Here is an 18,157-nt window from a genome sequence, read left to right on the forward strand (position 1 = left end):
TTGACCCATGAGTCAAACTTTGTCACGGTGGTCGACGAACGAAGGAGTTCCCGCATGCATCCAGCCGACTACACCGACATCGTCTACGAGGTCGACGGCACCACCGCCGTGATCACCATGAACCGCCCGCACCGCTACAACGCGTTCACCGCGAAGACCGTCGAGGAGCTGACCAGGGCGTTCCGGGCCGCGTGGGCCGACCACGCCGTCCGCGCGATCATCCTCACCGGCGCCGGGGACAAGGCGTTCTGCACCGGCGGGGACGTGAAGCAGCGCGCCGAGACCGGCGACTACGGCCCGAGCGACTCCGGGATGTTCGAGATCGGCTACCTGCACAAGCTGATCCGGGACGTCCCGAAGCCGGTCATCGCCGCCGTCAACGGCCTGGCGATCGGGGGCGGACACGTCCTGCACGTGCTGTGCGACGTCTCGATCGCCGCCGACACCGCGCGCTTCGGCCAGACCGGTCCGAAGGTGGGCTCGTTCGACGCGGGGTTCGGCTCGGCCTACCTCGCCCGCGTGGTCGGGGAGAAGAAGGCGCGTGAGATCTGGTTCTGGTGCAGGCAGTACTCCGCCGCCCAGGCGCTCGAGATGGGCCTGGTCAACGAGATCGTGCCCGCGGACGAGCTGATGGACACCGCGAAGGCCTGGGCGGCCGAGGTGGCCGACAAGAGCCCCACCGCCCTGCGCGTGCTGAAGCAGTCCTTCAACGCGGACACCGACCACCAGGCGGGGCTGTCCAACATGGCCATGTCCGCGCTCGACCTGTTCGCGGTGTCGGAGGAGGGCATGGAGGGCGCGAAGGCCTTCGCCGAGAAGCGTCCGCCGGAGTTCGACAAGTACTACCGGCCGCACTGATGGACTTCGCGCCCACTCCTGCGCAGGCCGAGCTCGTCGGGTCGGCGCGGCGGATCGCGCAGGAGGTGCTCCTCCCGAGCTACCGCGGTCGGACCCGGCTCGAGCCCTCCTTGCGCCGGGAGATCGGAGCGGCCGGTCTGCTCGGCTCCGAACTGCCCGTGGCGTACGGCGGGGGCGGCACCGACCGCGTCACCACCGGCCTGATCGTCGAGCAGATCGGCCGCGGCGACATCAGCGCGGGATACCTGCAGGTCGTGGGCTCGCTGGTCGGCCAGATCCTCGTCGGCGCCGCTCCGCACCTCGCCGCGGAGTGGGTGCCGAGGATCTGCTCCGGGGCGGACGTCGTCGGGATCGGGCTGACCGAGCCCCACGCCGGGTCCGACGCCGGCGTCCCCCGGCTCACCGCCCGCCGCGACGGCTCGGACTGGGTGCTCGACGGGGTGAAGTCGCTGTCGTTCGCCCTCGACGCCGCGGCCGCGGTCGTGTTCGCCCGCACCGGCCCGTCGCAGGCCCGCGGCAAGGACATCAGCGCCTTCCTCGTGCCGCTGGACGGGGTGCGCCGCGAGCCCTACCCGGACGTCGGCACCCGTGCGGTGCAACGGGGCGCGGTGCACCTGGAGGGGACCCGGATCCCCGGCGACCACCTGATCGGCGCCGAGGGCCGCGGGTTCTCCCAGGTCATGCGGGGCTTCGACTTCAGCCGTGCACTGATCGGCCTGCAGTGCCTGGGCTGCGCCGCGCAGAGCGTCGACGAGACCTGGGAGTACGTCGCCCGCCGCGAGGCCTTCGACCGCCCCCTCTCGACGAACCAGGGCGTGGCCTTCCCGCTGGCCGAGGCGGACACCCTGCTCGACGCCGCGCGCCTGCTGTGTCTGGAGACGTTGTGGCGCAAGGATCGCGACCTCCCGCACACCGCCCAGGCCGCGAAGTGCAAGTGGTGGGCACCCAAGGTCGCCCACGACGCCGTCACGCAGTGCGTGCTGCTGCACGGCCAGTACGGCTACCGCACCGAGCTGCCCCTCGCCCAACGCATGAACGACGTGCTGGGCCTGCAGATCGGCGACGGCACCGCCCAGATCATGAAGCTCGTGATCGCCCGTGAACGGGTGGGTCGCGATCTCGCACCCTAGGAGTTCGCCATGAACAGGATCGCCGTCGTGACCGGTGCCGGTCGCGGGATCGGCCGGGCCGTCGCGGAGCGCCTCGCCGCCGACGGGTGCCTCGTCGTCGCGACCGACGTGGACCTCGACGCCGCCGTCGAGACCGGCAGCGCCGTCGGAGGCCTCGGGCTGCGGGCGGACGTGGCCGACCGTGCGTCGGTGGAGACGATGGTGGCGCAGGTCAGGGCCGAGCACGGCCGCATCGACGTCCTGGTCAACAACGCGGGCTGGGACGTCGCCTGCCCCTTCGTCGACTCGGATCCCGAGGTCTGGGACCGGATCGTCGCCATCAACCTGTACGGGGTGCTGCACACGTGCAAGGCGATCCTGCCGATCATGATCGCCCAAGGTGGCGGCACGGTGGTCAACGTGGCGTCCGACGCGGGCCGGGTCGGCTCCTCCGGTGAGGCCGTCTACTCGGCCGCGAAGGGCGGCGTCATCGCGTTCACCAAGACGATCGCCCGCGAGACCGCCCGGCACGGGATCAACGCCAACTGCGTGTGCCCGGGCCCGACGGACACCGAGCTGTTCGCGTCGATGGGCGGCGACGCGCTCAAGGAGGCGCTGGTCAAGGCCATTCCGTTCCGACGGCTCGCGCAGCCGAGCGACCTCGCGAACACGGTGTCCTTCTTCGCCTCGGCGGACGCCGCGTACCTGACCGGGCAGACCGTCAGCGTGAGCGGCGGGCTGACCATGTCATGACCTGTCAGGGTTTCGCGGTCCACTGGTCCCGTGTTCGAGACCCCTGACGACATCGCCGCCCTCCAGGACCTCCTGGACTCCTCGCTGCAGCGCTCCACCGGCCACCTGCGGTCCATCGTCGCGCCGGGGGAGCGGACGCTGACGGCGCCGCAGCTGGTGCGGGTGGCGCGGGGGATGTGCACGCTCGCGGTGTCCACCGTGACGCGCGCCGGGGAGCCCCGGGTCAGCGGGGTGGACGGCCACCTCCTGCACGGGCGGTGGGTGTTCGGCACCGACCCGTCGGCGGCGAAGGCCCGCCACCTCGCGGCGCGGCCCGCGGTGAGCGCGGCCCACCTGCGCGGCGACGATCTCGGGATCTTCACCCACGGCCGGGCCGTCCGGCTGAACCCGGACCATCCCGCCTGGCCCGAGACCCTCGAGTACCTGAAGGGGCACTACGGCGCCGACGCGTTCGTGTGGACGGACGTGGTGTTCTACCGGATCGAGCCCACCTGGATGGTCGCCTACGCCCCGGACCCGGTCAGCGTCGCCGGAGCCGATGGAGGGTGACCTCGCCGGGGGCGGCGCTGGTCACGTCCCAGTCGGCGAGCAGCTCGGGGGTCAGCGGGCGGCCCGGGTCGGTCAGCCACACCTCCGGGGCCAGCCGCGGCAGCACCTCCCGCAGCTCGACGACGTTGCGGTGCCCGTAGAGCACGTCCGCGGCCAGCACGAGGTCCCACTCGCCCTGGAGGTCGGTCCAGCTGCGGGCCTGGGCGCGCAGAGTGAGCCCGTTGAGTGCCGCCGAGCGGCGCACCAGGTCGACGGCGGTCAGCGACAGGTCGACGGCCGTGACGTCCGCGCCCGCCCGGGCCGCGGCGAGCGCGGGCAACCCGAGCCCGCACCCGATCTCCAGCACCCGCGCCCCGGCCGGGAACCGGCTCTCCGCCAACGCGAGCGCACTGGGCCACAGCCGGGCCCAGTGCGGCGGCAGGAGCTCGTCGCCGACCTCGTCGAACGGCGGCTCCTCCGCGGGGCACAGCACCCTCAGCCCGAGATGCCGCTCCTCGACGACCCTCACCCACCCTCCCCCGTGCGTGGTAAGTGGTGCTGGAGCACCACTTACCACGCACGAGCGCGAATCGCGTAGTCGGGAAGGGTGAACGAGTCGGCGGGCGGGGAGAAGACCCGGTCGAGGCCCAGGCCGACCGCCGTGGAGGCGACCCGCAAGCCCGCGCGCAGGACCGCCGTCCCGACCCGGGTCCTCGGGTTGAGCAGGCCGGGGGCGCCGGGTGGCAGCTTCTGCGCCCGCTCGACGTAGGGGCGCAGGACCTCCTCGTACCGGCGGAGGCCGTGCACGGGGTCCGCGCTCACCTCACCCGCCAGCACGTATGCCCCGACCAGGGCCAGGCTCGTGCTCATCCCGCTGATCGGCGAGGCACAGTGCGCCGCGTCCCCCGCGAGCGCGACCCGGCCGCGGCTCCAGTACGGCAGCCGGGTCTGGCCCACCGCCTCGAAGTAGAAGGGCGTGTCGTCCAGGGCGTCGAGGATGCGCGGGGTCTCCCACCCGACGTCCGCGAACGTGCGGCGCAGGATCGTCGTCTGGGCCGCACGGTCGAGCTCGGCCAGCCCGCGGACGTCGGAGAGGAAGGCCAGGCCCGCGCGGACGGAGCCGAGGTTGTCCGGCCGCAGCCAGACGTTGCGCCTGCGCCCCGCGGTCAGCCAGCGCCACTGCGTGGTGTCCGTGGCGGTGCGCGGCAGGGCCAGGTAGGCGACGTACATGCCCAGCTCGCGCACGGGGTCCCCGGGGAACAGCAAGGCCCGGGTGCTCGACCGGAGCCCGTCCGCCGCGACGACCAGGTCGTACCGGCCACCGCCGCCGGACGCGAGCTCCACCTCCCCGTCCTCCGTCACGGCGGCGATCCGGTCGCCGAGAACGTACTCGGTGTGCGGCGTGTGCTCGCGCAGGATCCGGGACAGCTCCCCGCGCAGGATCTCCGCCTCCGCCGTACCGCCCGCGGTGTCGCCCTCGCCCGCGGGGAACGCGGCGACGACCCGGCCGTCGGACGCGACGAACTCGGTGCCGGTCTCGCCGGTGTGCGCGGCGAGCACGGTCTCCTCGAGCCCCATCCGCCGCAGCACCTCCCGGGCCGCACCCCGGACGTCGACGTTCTGTCCCTCGTCCCGCGTCGTCGAGGCCCGCTCGACGACGGTCGTGGTCCACCCGTACCGATCGAGCCAGTAGGCGAGCGCGGGTCCGGCGATCCCGGCCCCGGAGATCAGAGCGTCCATGTCCCGAGTCTCGGCCGCCGGGGCCGGAACCGCGCGCCGACGCGGTCGTGAGTGGCGAGTGGTGCTCTGGCACCACTCGCCGCTCACAGGCGGCGGAGCCGCAGCTTCCGGGGCGTGATGATGTCGTCGACGATCCCGTACTCGCGGGCCTGTTCGGCGGTGAGGATCCGGTCCCGCTCGATGTCGGTGTGCACCTGCTCCAGGCTGCGGCCGGTGTGCGTGGCCAGCGCCTCCTCCATCTGGCGACGGATGCGGGCGATCTCGGCGGCGTGGATCTCCAGGTCCGAGATCTGCCCCTGCACGACGTCCGTGGCGGGCTGGTGGATCAGCACCCGCGCGTTCGGCACGGCGAGCCGCCTGCCGGGCGAGCCCGCCGCCAGCACCACCGCCGCGGCGGAGGCGGCCTGCCCCAGGCAGACGGTCTCGATCTCCGGGCGGATGAACTGCATGGTGTCGTAGATCGCCATGAGCGAGGTGAACGAGCCGCCGGGTGAGTTGATGTAGAGCGAGATCTTCCGGTCCGGGTCGGCGGACTCCAGGTAGAGCAGCTGGGCCATGACGTCGTTGGCGGAGGCGTCGTCGATCTGGACGCCGAGGAACACGATCCGCTCCTCGAACAGCTTGTTGTAGGGGTTGGACTCCTTGACCCCGTAGCTCGTCCGCTCGACGAAGGACGGCAGCGTGTAGCGCATCTCGGGCATCAGGCCTGCCCGGCCCGCGCGACGACGTGGTCGACGAAGCCGTACTCCAGGGCCTCCTGGGCGGTGAACCAGCGGTCCCGGTCGAAGTCCGCCAGGATCTGCTCCTGGGTCTGCCCGGTGTGCGCGGCGATCAGGCCCGCCATCTCCTCCTTGTTGCGCCGCAGCAGCTCGGCCCGGATCCGGATGTCGGTCTCCTTGCCGCCGACGCCCGCGCTCGGCTGGTGCATCAACACCTGGGTGTGCGGCAGCACGTACCGCTTGCCCGGGGTGCCCGCGGACAACAGGACCTGACCCATCGAGGCGGCGAGCCCCATGCCGTAGGTCGCGACGTCGCACGGGATGAACCGCATGGTGTCGAGGACGGCGAGCCCGTCGTGCACCGACCCGCCGGGCGAGTTGATGTACAGCGAGATGTCCGCCTCGGGGTCCTCCGCGGCGAGCAGCAGCATCTGGCCGGCGATCCGGTTCGCGATGTCGGCGTCGACCTCCTGGCCCAGGACCACGATCCGGTGGGTCAGCAGCCGCTCGAAGACCGAGTCGCCGAGCCCGGGCACCGAGGCGGTCGCGCTCATCCGCGTGGGCGGCAGGGCCTGGTCCAGCGGGGTGGCCGGCATCCGGAACGGCGGGTTCGGCTTCGGGGTCGGAACGGGCACGGTGTCCTCCTGGCGCTCGACGCTCCGCCGAGATGAACCTGAAGGCGATTCCGCAGGCGGTCGCATCGCCCTGAGGTTCATCTCGACCTGGTGTGGTCGACGCTAGGACCGGTCGGCCGCCGGACGGCCCGGCTTTCACCCGGGGCGGACGGCGTTCGCCCCGGGTGAACCGGCCCGGCGGCGAGCAGGAGCGGGGCGGTGCCCGCGGATCAGAGCGTCTCCCGGGGTGGGAATCGGCGGGCCGAGACGGTCTCCTGCGCGATCCGGCGCAGGGCGGCGATCAGGCGGTCGCCCAGCACGGTGCCGACCAGCGCGGTCTCCACGCGCTCCTCGACGTCCGACAGGGCGGAGACGGTGTCGAGGTCGGCCTCGGCGATCGCGGCGACGGCCTCGACGTAGGGCTCCAGCACGGAGTCCAGGCGGGTGCCGGTGACCCGCGACATGGTGGCGACGACGTCGATCACGGCCTGGCGGGCGGGCGCGCCGGGGCGGTTCGACCAGCCGTGCTTCGCGAGCAGCTCGTCCACCCGCGCCTCCGCGGCGCGTTGCGCGTCGTCGTCCGGGGCCGGTGTCGACGCCGGGTCGCCGGCCTCGATCGTCATGCCCAGGGTGTCGTGCAGCGGGACCGCGGGATCGTCGACGGCGGCGAGCGTGGCCCGCACCGCGGCGATCGACAGCCCGCCGACCTCCACGAGCGACCGCACCAGGGCCAGCCTGCGCACGTGCCGGTCGCCGTAGTCCGCCTGGTTCGGCGACGTGGTGACCTCGCCGCGGGGCAGCAGACCTTCGCGGACGTAGTACTTGATCGTCGCGACCGGGACCCCAGTGGTGCGGCTGAGCTCGGCCATGCGCATGGCCGATACTGTAACTATCGGATAGCTTCGCTGTTCACTCGTGTCGCACGCTCCCGGATGGACCGGTTCACCGCCCGGCCGAACGCGGTCACCACCCCCTGCACCGTGATCGGCTTGAGCCGGGACAGGGCGGCGGCGAGCCTGCTGCGCTGGTCGGCGGGCCGCCCGGCGTCCCGGTAGGGCTGCAGGACCTGCTCCTGGAACAGGGCCATCAGGTCGTCCGCCAGGGCCGAGGTGTGCCGGTCGATGATCTCTCGGGAGCGGGCCCAGAACTCGACGGGCAGGTCCACGTCCAGGGGGTCCATGACCGCGGCCAGGGCGACCTGGCCCTGCACGCGGAACCGGTCGCCGTCCAGCCGCTCGACCACGCCGTAGGCGATCAGCCGCTCCACCGCCTGCTCGTCGAGCGGACGGCCCGCGCGCTCCTCCAAGCCGGCGCGGTCGACCTCGTCGAGCTGCTCGGGCGCCCAGGGGGTCAACAGGGCGAGCTGCAGGGCCAGCTCCTCGGGGCCCGCGGTCGGGGGCAGGCGCTCGAGGTGGCGCTCGATCGCCGTCAGGGTGAACCCGAGCGCGCTGAGCTCGGCGACCAGCATCAGCCGGGCGACGTGGTCGGGGCCGTACAGGCCGGTGCGACCGCGCAGCCGCGGCGGAGGGAGCAGCCCGCGACCCGCGTAGTACCGGATGGTCCGGACGGAGGTGTCGGTCCGGAGGGCGAGCTGGTCGACCGTCAGCAGTTCGGGTTCGGCCATGTGATCCAGGCTAGCCGACGGCTTGCGCTATGTGACAGTCCTGCTGTAACAAAGGTGGTGACGATGACTGTCCCCACCCACGAGAGGGTTCGCATGAGCGAGATCCCCGAGGCGTACATCTACGACGCGATCCGCACACCACGTGGCCGGGGCAAGGCGTCCGGCTCGCTGCACGAGGTCAAGCCGATCTCGCTCGTGGTCGGGCTGATCGACGAGCTGCGTGCCCGCTTCCCCGAGCTGGACCCGAACACCATCGACGACCTGGTGCTGGGCGTCGTCTCGCCCATCGGTGACCAGGGCGGCGACATCGCCAAGACCGCCGCGATCGCCGCCGGGCTGCCGGACACGGTGGCGGGGGTGCAGCTCAACCGCTTCTGCGCCTCGGGCCTGGAGGCCGTGAACACCGCGGCGCTGAAGGTGCGTTCCGGCATGGAGGAGCTGGTCCTGGCCGGCGGCGTCGAGGCCATGAGTCGAGTTCCCATGGGGTCGGACGGCGGCGCGTGGGCGATGGACCCCGACACCGCCTACACCACGGGCTTCGTGCCGCAGGGCATCGGCGCCGACCTGATCGCCACGATCGAGGGGTTCTCCCGCGAGGACGTCGACACCTTCGCGGTCGAGTCGCAGACCCGCGCGGCCAAGGCGTGGGCGAACGGCTACTTCGCCAAGTCCGTGGTCCCGGTCAAGGACCGCAACGGCCTGACCGTGCTGGACCGAGACGAGCACGTGCGTGCGGGCGCCACGCTGGAGAGCCTGGCGGGCCTGAAGCCGTCGTTCGAGATGATGGGGCAGGACGGCGGGTTCGACGCCGTCGCGCTGCAGCGCTACCACTGGGTCGAGAAGATCGACCACGTACACCACGCGGGCAACAGCTCCGGCATCGTGGACGGCGCCGCACTCACCCTGATCGGCACCGAGGCGGCGGGCAAGGCGAACGGGCTCACCCCGCGCGCTCGCATCGTCTCCACCGCGCTGTCCGGCGCGGACCCGACGATCATGCTCACCGGTCCCGCGCCCGCCAGCCGCAAGGCGCTGGCCAAGGCCGGGCTCACGGTCGACGACATCGATCTCTTCGAGATCAACGAGGCGTTCGCCGCGGTGGCCCTGCGCTACATGCGCGACATGGGGATCTCGGCCGAGAAGACGAACGTCAACGGCGGTGCCATCGCCATGGGCCACCCGCTCGGCGCCACCGGCGCCATGATCGTCGGCACGCTGGTGGACGAGCTGGAGCGCCGCGACCTGCGGCGCGGGCTCGCCACGCTGTGCGTCGGTGGCGGCATGGGCATCGCGACCATCATCGAGCGGGTCTGAGGGGAAATCTGTGTCTGACAAGGCAGTCCGCTGGGCGAAGGACTCCGACGGCGTCGCGATCGTCACGCTCGACGATCCGAACGCGAGCGCCAACACCATGAACGACGCCTACAAGCAGGCCATGGGTGAGGTGATCACCGAGCTGGAGGCGGCGCGGGACGAGCTGAGCGGCGTGGTGATCACGTCCGCCAAGAAGACCTTCTTCGCCGGCGGCAACCTCGACGACCTGTCCTCCGCGGGCCCGGACGACGGCCCGGCGGTGTTCGAGAACGTCACCGAGGTCAAGGCGCAGCTGCGCAGGCTGGAGAAGTTCGGCAAGCCCGTCGTCGCGGCGATGAACGGCACCGCGCTCGGCGGCGGCCTGGAGATCGGGCTGGCCTGTCACCACCGCGTCGGGCTGGACGCCCGCGGGGTCGTGTACGGGCTGCCGGAGGTCACCCTCGGGCTCCTCCCGGGCGGTGGCGGCGTCACCCGCATCACCCGGATGCTCGGCATCGCGAACGGCTTCATGAACGTCCTCGCGCAGGGTCAGCGGCACAAGCCGCAGAAGGCACTGGAGCTGGGGATCATCGACGAGCTCGCCACCTCCACGGAGGAGACGATCACGCTCGCGAAGGCCTGGATCGCGGCGAACCCGGAGGCGGCCCAGCCGTGGGACAAGCCCGGCTACAAGATCCCGGGCGGCGCGCCGTCGAACCCGAAGCTGGCCGCGATCCTCCCGGCCTTCCCGGCGAACCTGCGCAAGCAGCTCAAGGGTGCGCCGATGCCGGCGCCACGCAACATCCTCGCCGCGGCCGTCGAGGGCGCGCAGGTGGACTTCGACACCGCCCTGCGCATCGAGGGCCGCTACTTCGTCGACCTCGTCGTCGGCCAGGTCAGCAAGAACATGACCAAGGCCTTCTTCTTCGACCTGCAGGCGATCAACGGCGGCAAGTCCCGCCCGGACGGGTACGACAAGTACACGCCGCGCAAGGCCGCCGTGCTCGGCGCCGGGATGATGGGCGCGGGCATCGCCTACGTCTGCGCGCAGGCCGGTTGGGAGGTCGTGCTCAAGGACGTCTCGCTCGAGGCGGCCGAGAAGGGCAAGGCGTACTCCGAGGGCCTGGTGGCCAAGGGCGTCAAGCGTGGGAAGGTGACGCTGGAGAAGGGCGAGGCCCTGCTCGAGAAGATCACCCCGACCGCCGACTACAACGACCTCGCCGGCTGCGACATCGTCATCGAGGCCGTGTTCGAGTCGGTGGAGCTCAAGCAGGAGGTCTTCCGCGAGGCCATGAAGGTGATCGAGCCGGACGCGCTCCTGTGCTCGAACACCTCCACGCTGCCGATCACGGAGCTCGCGGCGGGCATCGAGCGGCCCGGTGACTTCATCGGCCTGCACTTCTTCTCGCCCGTCGACAAGATGCCGCTGGTCGAGATCATCAAGGGCGAGCGGACGTCGGACGCCACGCTGGCCAAGGCCTTCGACGTGACCCTGGGCATCCGCAAGACGCCGATCGTGGTCAACGACTCGCGTGGCTTCTTCACCTCGCGGGTCATCGGGACGTTCATCAACGAGGGCGTCTCGATGCTGGCCGAGGGCATCGACCCGCAGACGATCGAGCAGGCGTCCTCGCAGGCGGGCTACCCCGCGCCGGTGCTGCAGCTGATGGACGAGCTGACGCTCACCCTGCCGCAGAAGATCCGCAAGGAGTCCCAGGCCGCCGCCGGGGACGCCTGGGTGGCCCACCCGGCGGACGCGATCGTCGACACGCTGGTCGACCTCGGCCGCACCGGGAAGTCCGGCGGCGCCGGGTTCTACGAGTACGTCGACGGCAAGCGCGTCGGGCTGTGGAAGGACCTGCGCTCGACGTTCCACGCCACCAACCACGACGTGGACCTGCACGAGCTCTCCGAGCGGATGCTGTTCATCGAGGCCATCGAGACGCAGCGCTGCTTCGACGAGGGCGTGCTGGAGACCGTGCCGGACGCGAACATCGGCTCGATCTTCGGCATCGGCTACCCGGCCTGGACCGGCGGCGTCGTGCAGTACGTCGAGGGCTACCCCGGTGGCGTCGCGGGCTTCGTGAAGCGCGCGGACGAGTTCCGCGACAAGTACGGCCCCCGCTTCGACGTGCCGAAGTCCCTCCGCGAGCGCGCCACCGCCTGATCCCCCGTGAGTGGCGATAGTCGCTATGGCGACTATCGCCACTCACGGGTCGGTCGCGTCGTCTCCTCAGGAAGCTTTCAGGCGAATCGGGCAAACTGCAGCCCGTGGCCGACTGGATTTTCTCGATCGTCGACCGTCTCGGAGCCGCCGGGGTGGGGTTCCTGATCTTCCTCGAGAACGTGATCCCGCCGATCCCGTCCGAGCTGATCCTGCCGCTGGCGGGCTTCCGCGCCCGCACCGGCGCCGTCGACGCCTTCTGGGTGTGGCCCGCCGCCACCGCGGGGTCGGTGCTCGGCGCCCTGGTGCTCTACGGCGTCGGCGCCTGGTTGGGCTACGAGCGCCTGCACCACCTGGCGGGCAAGAAGTGGTTCGTCCTGTCGAGCCAGAAGGACCTGGAGAAGGGCTACGCCCTCTTCGAGCGGCACGGCGGCAAGATCGTCCTGCTGGCCCGGTGCGTCCCGCTGATCCGCAGCCTGGTGTCGATCCCGGCAGGCCTGGCGCGGATGCCGCTGTGGCGGTTCACCCTGCTCACCACCCTCGGCAGCGCCGTGTGGAACGGCCTGTTCATCGGCCTCGGGTGGGTCCTGGGCGAGAACTGGGACCAGGTCGAGGGATACGTCGACCCCGTCTCGAAGGTGATGCTCGTCGTCGGCGTGCTGGTCGTGGTCTGGCTCGTCCTGCGCCGGCTCCGCGCGCGCAACGCCTACCAGGGCCAACACCGGCGGTGACGCGCGCCCGCCCGCGCGGACACGCGCGTGGGCCGGGTTGCCCTCGTCGCCGGAGCAGGACACGATTCCTGGTCGGGCCGAGCGAAGGGCGGATGTGAGTGACCACCGAGCAGGAGTGGACGGAGGACCGCGACCTCTTCGTGGCCGCAGGCGGTGCGGACACCGGGCCGCTGGCGGACGAGTTCGTGCGCCTCGGGGAGAGCCTGTCGCGGGTCTCCACGGTGTCCGAGGTGCTGCATCAGGTCGTCCACGCCGCGCGGGCCGTCGTGCCGGGGGCGGACCTGGTGAGCGTGACGCTCCGGGACTCCGCGGACCTCTTCCGCACCCCCGTCGAGACCGACGCCCTGGCCACCCGGCTCGACGAGCTGCAGTACCGGTTCGACGAGGGGCCCTGCGTGGCGGCGACGCGCAAGGGTGGGCTGGGCGTGGTGCACGAGCCTGCGCTGGCCGACGCGCTGCAGTTCCCCCGGTGGGCGCCCGCCGCCCTGGAGCTGGGGGTGGGCGGGGTGCTCGCCGTCGGGCTGTTCCCGCAGGGGGAGACGCCCCGCATGGGGGCGCTGAACCTGTACTCGCTGACCCCGGGCGCGCTCGACGCGAAGGACCGGGACCTGACCCTCGTGCTGGCGGCGTACGCGTCGACCGCGCTGGCGGCGACCCGGTCGTGCGAGGCGGCGGAGCTGGAGGCGGCCCAGCTGCGCGAGGCCCTGCGCAGCCGGGACGTGATCGGCCAGGCCAAGGGCATCCTCATGGAGCGGCGCGGGATCACCGCGCAGGAGGCGTTCGACATCCTGCGGCGGACCTCCCAGGACCTCAACGTGAAGCTCGCCCAGGTCGCGGAGACCCTCGCGGCCCGGCGCGGGGAGCTGTGAGCACGGCCCGCCGGGGCGTCTGACAGCCTGAGGGCGTGCTGCGGGCCGAGGGGATCCACAAGCGGTACCGACGGAACCCACCCGTGCTCGCGGGCGTGGACCTGGCCTTCGACGGCCCGGTGGTCCTGTCCGGGGCCAACGGCTCGGGCAAGTCGACGCTGCTGCGGATCGTGGCCGGGTGCACCTCCCCGACCGCCGGACGGGTGCGAGGCCGCCCCCGCGTCGTCGGGTACCTGCCGGACCGGTTCCCCGCCCAGCTCCGCATGCCGGCGGGGGTCTACCTGCGTCATCTCGCCGCGATCCGCGGCACGGCGGCCGAACCGGAGCTGCTGGACGCGCTCGGGTTCGCCGGGCCGCGCGAGGAGGCGATGGCGCGGCTGTCGAAGGGCAACGCACAGAAGGTCGGGCTCGCCCAGGCGCTCGGCGGCGGTCCCGGGCTGGTGGTGCTCGACGAGCCGTGGGCGGGGTTGGACCGTGCGGCCGCCGACCACCTGCCGGTGCTGCTGGCGCACCTGGACGTGCCCCTGCTGGTCACCGACCACACCGGCCGCGCGGCCCGGATCCCCGGGGCGCGGCACGTACGGCTGGTCGACGGCGTGCTGATCCCGGAGCCGGCCGACGCGGACACCGGCCCGCTCGCGGCGCCCGCGGTGGCGGTCGTGCTGCGCGCGGTCGACCCCGCGGCCCTGCTCGCCGAGCTCGGCCTCCGCGGCCGGGTCGACGCGGACCGGGCGTGTCTCACGCTCCCGCCCGGCGAGGTCGACGCCGTGCTGCTCGCCGCGCTGCGGCACGGTGGCTCGGTCGTGTCGGTGGGTCCGGCGTGACCTCGTTCGCCGTCGCCCGCTACCTGCTCTCCGACGTCTGGCGTGCGCAGCGGGTGCTCATCCCGATCGTGGCGCAGCTCGCGGTGCTCGCGGTGCTCTTCGGCGGCGATCCCGGCCCGCTGCCCGCACCGTGGGCGGCCTCGTCGCTCGCGCTCTACCCGGTGGCGACCTGGCTCGCGGTGGCCGTCGCGAACACCGAGGACCCCGTGCAGCGCAGCGTGACCGTCGCCGCGGCGGGCGGGCCGGGGCCCGTCGTGCGTGGGACCGTGCTCGTGGCGTTGGCCGGGGTCGTCCTGCTCACCGCGCTGTCCGTCGGTGCGGGGTCGATGGTGGCCCGCGGGGCGAGCGCCGCACACGTCGTCGAGGGCGTGCTGGCCCACCTCGCCGCCGGGGTGACCGGCACGGCGGTGGGCCTGCTCGTCGCGCGGCCGCTGGTCGCCCGCATCGGGTGGTCGCTGCTCATCGGGCTGATCGTGGTCCTCTGTACGGCGGTGCAGCCGTGGCTCCCGCCGGTGGGGGCGGCCGTCGCGGCGCTCGCCGACGATCGTGGGCCGAGCGCCTTCCTCGTGCCGCTCGCGGTGGCGTTCCTGCTGGTCGGAGCCGCCTCCGCGGTGGCGGTCGGCGTCGCGCGCCGCCGCTGACCGGTCCCGCCGCTTGACATCGTGGGTGCAGTGGCTGCATGGTTACCTACATGAGTAACGAACCAACGGACCCGGACCGGGTGGTGCGGTCGCCGTGAGGGACGACGGGAAGCCCCTCTTCCAGCAGATCGCCGAACAGATCGAGAACTCGATCGTCGACGGCACGCTGCCGGAGGAGGGGCAGGTCCCGTCGACCAACGAGCTGGCCGCGTTCCACCGGATCAACCCGGCGACGGCGGCCAAGGGCGTGAGCCGGCTGGTCGCCGACGGGGTGCTCTACAAGCGGAGGGGGATCGGGATGTTCGTCAGCACCGGGGCGCGGACACAGCTGCTGGAGCGGCGCCGCGAGGAGTTCGCGAGGGGCTACATCGCCCCGCTGCTGGCGGAGGCCCGCAAGCTCGGCATGGACGCCGAGCAGATCAAGAAGATGATCGACGTCTGGGGGGACGACACATGACTGCCGTCAGGATGCGGGGGGTCACCAAGCGCTACGGCGACGTCACCGCGCTCGACGCCGTGAGCCTCGAGCTCCGGGAGAACACCATCCACGGTCTGCTCGGCCGCAACGGCGCGGGCAAGACCACCATCATGCAGATCCTGACCGGTCAGAACGTCGAGACCGCCGGGCAGGTCGAGGTGCTGGGGGAGCACCCCTACGAGAACGCGCGGGTGCTCGACCGGGTCTGCTTCATCCGCGAGGCGCAGCGCTACCCGGACGGCTACCGGGTGCGGGACGCGCTGCGCGCCGCGGCGATCCTGTTCCCGAGCTGGGACGCGGCCTTCGCCGCCGAGCTGGTCGAGGACTTCGCCCTGCGCCCGAAGCAGGGCATCAAGAAGCTCTCCCGCGGTCAGCTCTCCGCGGTCGGGGTGATCATCGGGCTCGCATCGAGGGCGCCGCTGACCTTCTTCGACGAGCCCTACCTGGGGCTCGACGCGGTCGCCCGGCAGCTGTTCTACGACCGGCTGCTCGCGGACTACGCGGAGCACCCGCGCACCGTGGTGCTGTCCACCCACCTGATCGACGAGGTCAGCGACCTGATCGAGCACGTCGTCGTCGTCGACCGCGGCCGGGTGGTGATCGACGAGGACGCGGACGTCCTGCGGGGTCGGGCCGTCACCGTCACCGGCCCGACGGCGGCGGTGCAGGCCTTCGCCGCGGGCTACACCGAGCTGCACCGCGAGCAGCTGGGGGGCTTCCTGCGCGTGACGCTCCAGGGTGCGGGCCCCGATCCGCGGCTGCGCGCCGAGGGCCTCGAGTTCGAGCCCGTGTCCCTGCAGCAGCTGGTCGTGCGGACGACCCAGCAGGCGCGGGGCGACCTCCACGACCGGAAGGTGGCCGTCTGATGAGTACGAGCACCCTCGCCCTCGACGCGCCCCTGCGGCGCCACCGCGTCCTGGCCGCGGCGCGGATCCAGAACGTGAACAAGGGCCTCTCGCTCGGGATGCCGTGGGCGATCCTGGGGTCCGCCTTCGTGGTCAACCTCCTGATCTGGTCGCTGATCCCGGAGAGTCCGAACGAGCCGCGGATCACCGGCGGCGTCCTGTCGATCTACATCTTCGTGCTGATCGGCCAGGCCTTCACGGTCGTGCAGTGGTTCCCGTTCGCACTCGGGCTGTCGGTGACGCGCAGGCACTTCCTGCTCGGGACCGCGGGGCTCACGGTGGTGGAGGCGTTCGGTCAGGGGCTGGTGTTGACCCTGCTGCGCGCGGTCGAGGAGCTGACCGGCGGCTGGGGGATCGACCTGACCTTCTTCGGCGTGCCGTACCTGGTGCAGGAGAACTGGTTCCTGCAGTGGCTCGTCTACTCCGTGCCGTTCCTCGGGTTGGCGGGGCTGGGGCTGGTCACGGGCGCGATCTTCAAGCGGTTCGGCCAGGCGGGCATGTGGGTCGCCACGATCGTGGTGGTCCTGGCGGTCGGGCTGGGCGCGGCCCTGCTGACCTGGCGGCAGGCGTGGGGCGCGTTCGGCTCGTTCCTGGCGGGTGTCCCGCCGCTGACCGCGCTGGCGCTGGTGCCCGCGGTCCTGGCGGTGGTCCTCTGGGGCGTGACGTACCTGCTGCTGCGGCGGGCCCAGCCGTGACCGGCCGCCGGGCCCGCCCGCTGGGGGGTGGGCAGGCCCGGCCCGGTCCTCACGCTGCGGAGCCGTGCGGTGGGCACCGCAGCGTGACGTCGGGGGTCGGGTGGTGCGCGTAGAGCGCGTCCTCCTGGGCACGCCAGTCCGCCGCGTGCGGCGCGTAGCCCGACCAGTCCGACCGGGACCGCAACCTGCGGTCCCGGTCGGGCTCGGGGCACTCGAGCCAGACCGCGGTGGAGGTGAAGGGCCGCAGCGCCGCGGCCCCGGAGCCGCAGCCCTCCACCAGCACGATCGGCGCCACCGGCTGGACCCGCGCGGACCCGCGTTCCCCGCGGGCCCAGTCCCACGGCCACCAGCGCGCGGGCTCGCCGCGCCACAGCGGCGCGGCGATCCAGTCCCGGGCCAGGGGTACGGCCGCGGCCAGCCCCGACCAGCCCGGGTAAAGCTCCTCCATCGACAGCACCGGTGCACCGAGCTCGGCACCCAGCCGCTCCGCGAGGGTGGACTTGCCCGCGCCCGAGCGGCCGTCGATCGTCACCAACCGACAGCCGCCCGGGCCGGGCGCGCGGCCGACCACCAGTTCGACGAGGCTCATCCCGCCATTGTCGTGCGCGGTAAGTGGTGCTCTGGCACCACTTACCGCGCACGGGCGGCGTAGCCGCGGGCCGCGTCGAGGGCGAGGAAGGCGACCAGGCTGATCTCGGTGGGGCGGCCGCCCCGCTCCCCGCGGTGGCCCCGGCGACGTTCGACCTCGTGCTCGCCGCCGCCCACACGGCCGGCATCGACGCCGCCGCGTCGCGCGGTGCGTTCGACCCTACGTGGGGGCACACAGAGGGGACAAGCGTGCACGACATCCGGGACCTCTCATCGACGCCGGGCGACGAACACTCCCGCGAAACCCACCGCGATCAGCAGCGAGGCGAGCGGCGGGCCGACGAGGGTAAGGCCGGTCAGGAGCCCGATCATCCGCACCGGGACGCTGGCGATCATCGCCCAGCCCGCCCAGGAGGGGACCCCCGACCGCAGCATGGCGATGCCGAGCAGGAGCGTGCCGACCAGCGCGCCGAGCCCGAACAGGACGTAGACCGCGAAGGCGGTAGTGGGCGCGTGGGCGTCGGACGCCACGGCGAGGAGCCCGGGATCCCCGCCCGCAGCGAGGATCGCCGACACCGTCAGCGTCTCGAAGGAGAGCACGGTAGAGAGCAGGTATCCGCTGCCCATCAGCCATCCGCCGACGCCCGCGACGACCCCCCGCAGCCGTTGTACGGCCGCCCAGATGCCGGGGACGAGCAGCAGTGCGGCGAGGAGCCCGGTGGCGCTCACGGCCTCGGCCAGACCCGGGTTCTCCCCGAACCAGGCGATCGTGTCGCGGGTCGTCCCCGTCTGGGGAGCGAGGGCGGACAGCACGTTGCACACCGCGAGCAGGAGGGCGCCGCCGATCGCGGCGGCGGCGCCGCCCGGAAGTGGCGTCACCGATGCACTCGACGTGGTGGGGGCGATGGTGGAGCTCATGACGACCTCGCTCGTTCGGCGGATGGTGAGCGAGGACGCTAGGTGGCCCGTGCCCCGGGAACATCGGCGTGAACACCGATCCTCCGGGCCCCGAGCTCCGGCAGGA

At 72.5% G+C, this 18,157-nt stretch carries 22 protein-coding genes; 13 read left to right on the plus strand and 9 right to left on the minus strand.

Annotated features, from left to right (window positions below):
* Nucleotides 1–54: 54 nt before the first annotated feature.
* Genes BLS43_RS15330 through BLS43_RS15345 form a run of 4 tightly spaced genes read left to right on the plus strand, consistent with a single transcriptional unit; the run spans nt 55 to nt 3,269 of the window.
* The gene (locus BLS43_RS15330) at nt 55–858 is read left to right on the plus strand and encodes an enoyl-CoA hydratase-related protein (protein ID WP_093084694.1); all 804 of its coding nucleotides are present in this window, start codon (nt 55–57) and stop codon (nt 856–858) included.
* A complete protein-coding gene (locus BLS43_RS15335) occupies nt 858–1,988 on the plus strand; it encodes an acyl-CoA dehydrogenase family protein (protein ID WP_093084698.1) in 1,131 nt (376 codons plus the stop codon). Before BLS43_RS15330 ends, BLS43_RS15335 begins: the two co-directional genes overlap by 1 nt.
* Nucleotides 1,989–1,997: 9 nt before the next feature.
* Complete coding sequence (locus BLS43_RS15340; protein ID WP_093084700.1) at nt 1,998–2,720, plus strand: SDR family NAD(P)-dependent oxidoreductase; 723 nt, start codon at nt 1,998–2,000, stop codon at nt 2,718–2,720.
* A gap of 30 nt (nt 2,721–2,750) precedes the next feature.
* Nucleotides 2,751–3,269 carry a pyridoxamine 5'-phosphate oxidase family protein gene (locus BLS43_RS15345; protein ID WP_093084702.1) on the plus strand — a complete coding sequence of 173 codons (519 nt, stop codon included), beginning with the start codon at nt 2,751–2,753 and terminating at the stop codon, nt 3,267–3,269.
* Here the strand turns inward: BLS43_RS15345 and BLS43_RS15350 are convergent.
* From BLS43_RS15350 to BLS43_RS15375, 6 genes are all read right to left on the minus strand, one after another.
* Entirely contained in the window at nt 3,241–3,777 is a 537-nt protein-coding gene (locus tag BLS43_RS15350) for a class I SAM-dependent methyltransferase (RefSeq protein WP_176921338.1), read from the minus strand. The genes BLS43_RS15345 and BLS43_RS15350 overlap by 29 nt on opposite strands.
* A 41-nt stretch (nt 3,778–3,818) precedes the next feature.
* Nucleotides 3,819–4,988, minus strand: coding sequence for an FAD-dependent monooxygenase (locus BLS43_RS15355; protein WP_093084707.1), 1,170 nt, complete (start codon nt 4,986–4,988; stop codon nt 3,819–3,821).
* Nucleotides 4,989–5,071: 83 nt separating this feature from the next.
* Complete coding sequence (locus BLS43_RS15360; protein WP_093084709.1) at nt 5,072–5,689, minus strand: ATP-dependent Clp protease proteolytic subunit; 618 nt, start codon at nt 5,687–5,689, stop codon at nt 5,072–5,074.
* Nucleotides 5,689–6,261, minus strand: coding sequence for a ClpP family protease (locus BLS43_RS15365; RefSeq protein WP_093085041.1), 573 nt, complete (start codon nt 6,259–6,261; stop codon nt 5,689–5,691). The genes BLS43_RS15360 and BLS43_RS15365 overlap by 1 nt, the downstream gene beginning before the upstream one ends.
* Before the next feature lie 290 nt (nt 6,262–6,551).
* Nucleotides 6,552–7,196, minus strand: coding sequence for a MerR family transcriptional regulator (locus tag BLS43_RS15370; RefSeq protein WP_093084711.1), 645 nt, complete (start codon nt 7,194–7,196; stop codon nt 6,552–6,554).
* 14 nt (nt 7,197–7,210) lie between these two features.
* Nucleotides 7,211–7,945 carry a MerR family transcriptional regulator gene (locus BLS43_RS15375; RefSeq protein ID WP_176921339.1) on the minus strand — a complete coding sequence of 245 codons (735 nt, stop codon included), beginning with the start codon at nt 7,943–7,945 and terminating at the stop codon, nt 7,211–7,213.
* Nucleotides 7,946–8,038: 93 nt separating this feature from the next.
* Here BLS43_RS15375 and BLS43_RS15380 point away from each other — a divergent pair, with 93 nt between their 5' ends.
* The 9 genes from BLS43_RS15380 to BLS43_RS15420 all read left to right on the plus strand — a co-directional run bounded on the left by BLS43_RS15380 (nt 8,039) and on the right by BLS43_RS15420 (nt 16,545).
* The gene (locus tag BLS43_RS15380) at nt 8,039–9,259 is read left to right on the plus strand and encodes an acetyl-CoA C-acetyltransferase (protein ID WP_093084715.1); all 1,221 of its coding nucleotides are present in this window, start codon (nt 8,039–8,041) and stop codon (nt 9,257–9,259) included.
* Nucleotides 9,260–9,269: 10 nt separating this feature from the next.
* On the plus strand, nt 9,270–11,405 hold the full coding sequence (locus tag BLS43_RS15385; protein ID WP_093084717.1) for a 3-hydroxyacyl-CoA dehydrogenase NAD-binding domain-containing protein: 2,136 nt from the start codon (nt 9,270–9,272) through the stop codon (nt 11,403–11,405).
* Nucleotides 11,406–11,509: 104 nt separating this feature from the next.
* Nucleotides 11,510–12,133 (plus strand): DedA family protein, encoded by a 624-nt coding sequence (locus tag BLS43_RS15390; protein ID WP_245707511.1) that lies wholly within the window; start codon nt 11,510–11,512, stop codon nt 12,131–12,133.
* Nucleotides 12,134–12,231: 98 nt separating this feature from the next.
* A complete protein-coding gene (locus tag BLS43_RS15395) occupies nt 12,232–13,002 on the plus strand; it encodes an ANTAR domain-containing protein (protein ID WP_093084720.1) in 771 nt (256 codons plus the stop codon).
* 35 nt (nt 13,003–13,037) lie between these two features.
* Nucleotides 13,038–13,826: an ATP-binding cassette domain-containing protein gene (locus tag BLS43_RS15400; protein ID WP_218129836.1), complete on the plus strand. Its 789-nt coding sequence runs from the start codon at nt 13,038–13,040 to the stop codon at nt 13,824–13,826.
* Nucleotides 13,823–14,467, plus strand: a complete 645-nt coding sequence (locus tag BLS43_RS15405) for a hypothetical protein (RefSeq protein ID WP_093084723.1) — start codon at nt 13,823–13,825, stop codon at nt 14,465–14,467. The genes BLS43_RS15400 and BLS43_RS15405 overlap by 4 nt, the downstream gene beginning before the upstream one ends.
* Before the next feature lie 94 nt (nt 14,468–14,561).
* Complete coding sequence (locus tag BLS43_RS15410) at nt 14,562–14,924, plus strand: GntR family transcriptional regulator (RefSeq protein WP_093084726.1); 363 nt, start codon at nt 14,562–14,564, stop codon at nt 14,922–14,924.
* The gene (locus tag BLS43_RS15415) at nt 14,921–15,811 is read left to right on the plus strand and encodes an ATP-binding cassette domain-containing protein (RefSeq protein ID WP_093084729.1); all 891 of its coding nucleotides are present in this window, start codon (nt 14,921–14,923) and stop codon (nt 15,809–15,811) included. The genes BLS43_RS15410 and BLS43_RS15415 overlap by 4 nt, the downstream gene beginning before the upstream one ends.
* The gene (locus BLS43_RS15420) at nt 15,811–16,545 is read left to right on the plus strand and encodes a hypothetical protein (protein WP_093084732.1); all 735 of its coding nucleotides are present in this window, start codon (nt 15,811–15,813) and stop codon (nt 16,543–16,545) included. Before BLS43_RS15415 ends, BLS43_RS15420 begins: the two co-directional genes overlap by 1 nt.
* A 49-nt stretch (nt 16,546–16,594) precedes the next feature.
* Here the strand turns inward: BLS43_RS15420 and BLS43_RS15425 are convergent, their stop codons facing one another.
* The 3 genes from BLS43_RS15425 to BLS43_RS15430 all read right to left on the minus strand — a co-directional run bounded on the left by BLS43_RS15425 (nt 16,595) and on the right by BLS43_RS15430 (nt 18,051).
* Entirely contained in the window at nt 16,595–17,134 is a 540-nt protein-coding gene (locus BLS43_RS15425; protein ID WP_093084735.1) for a nucleoside/nucleotide kinase family protein, read from the minus strand.
* Nucleotides 17,135–17,175: 41 nt separating this feature from the next.
* On the minus strand, nt 17,176–17,310 hold the full coding sequence (locus BLS43_RS31690) for a hypothetical protein (protein WP_281245838.1): 135 nt from the start codon (nt 17,308–17,310) through the stop codon (nt 17,176–17,178).
* A 93-nt stretch (nt 17,311–17,403) separates the two neighbouring features.
* Complete coding sequence (locus BLS43_RS15430; RefSeq protein ID WP_093084738.1) at nt 17,404–18,051, minus strand: hypothetical protein; 648 nt, start codon at nt 18,049–18,051, stop codon at nt 17,404–17,406.
* Nucleotides 18,052–18,157 lie beyond the last annotated feature (106 nt).

The organism is Pseudonocardia oroxyli, from assembly GCF_900102195.1.
Taxonomy (GTDB): domain Bacteria; phylum Actinomycetota; class Actinomycetes; order Mycobacteriales; family Pseudonocardiaceae; genus Pseudonocardia; species Pseudonocardia oroxyli.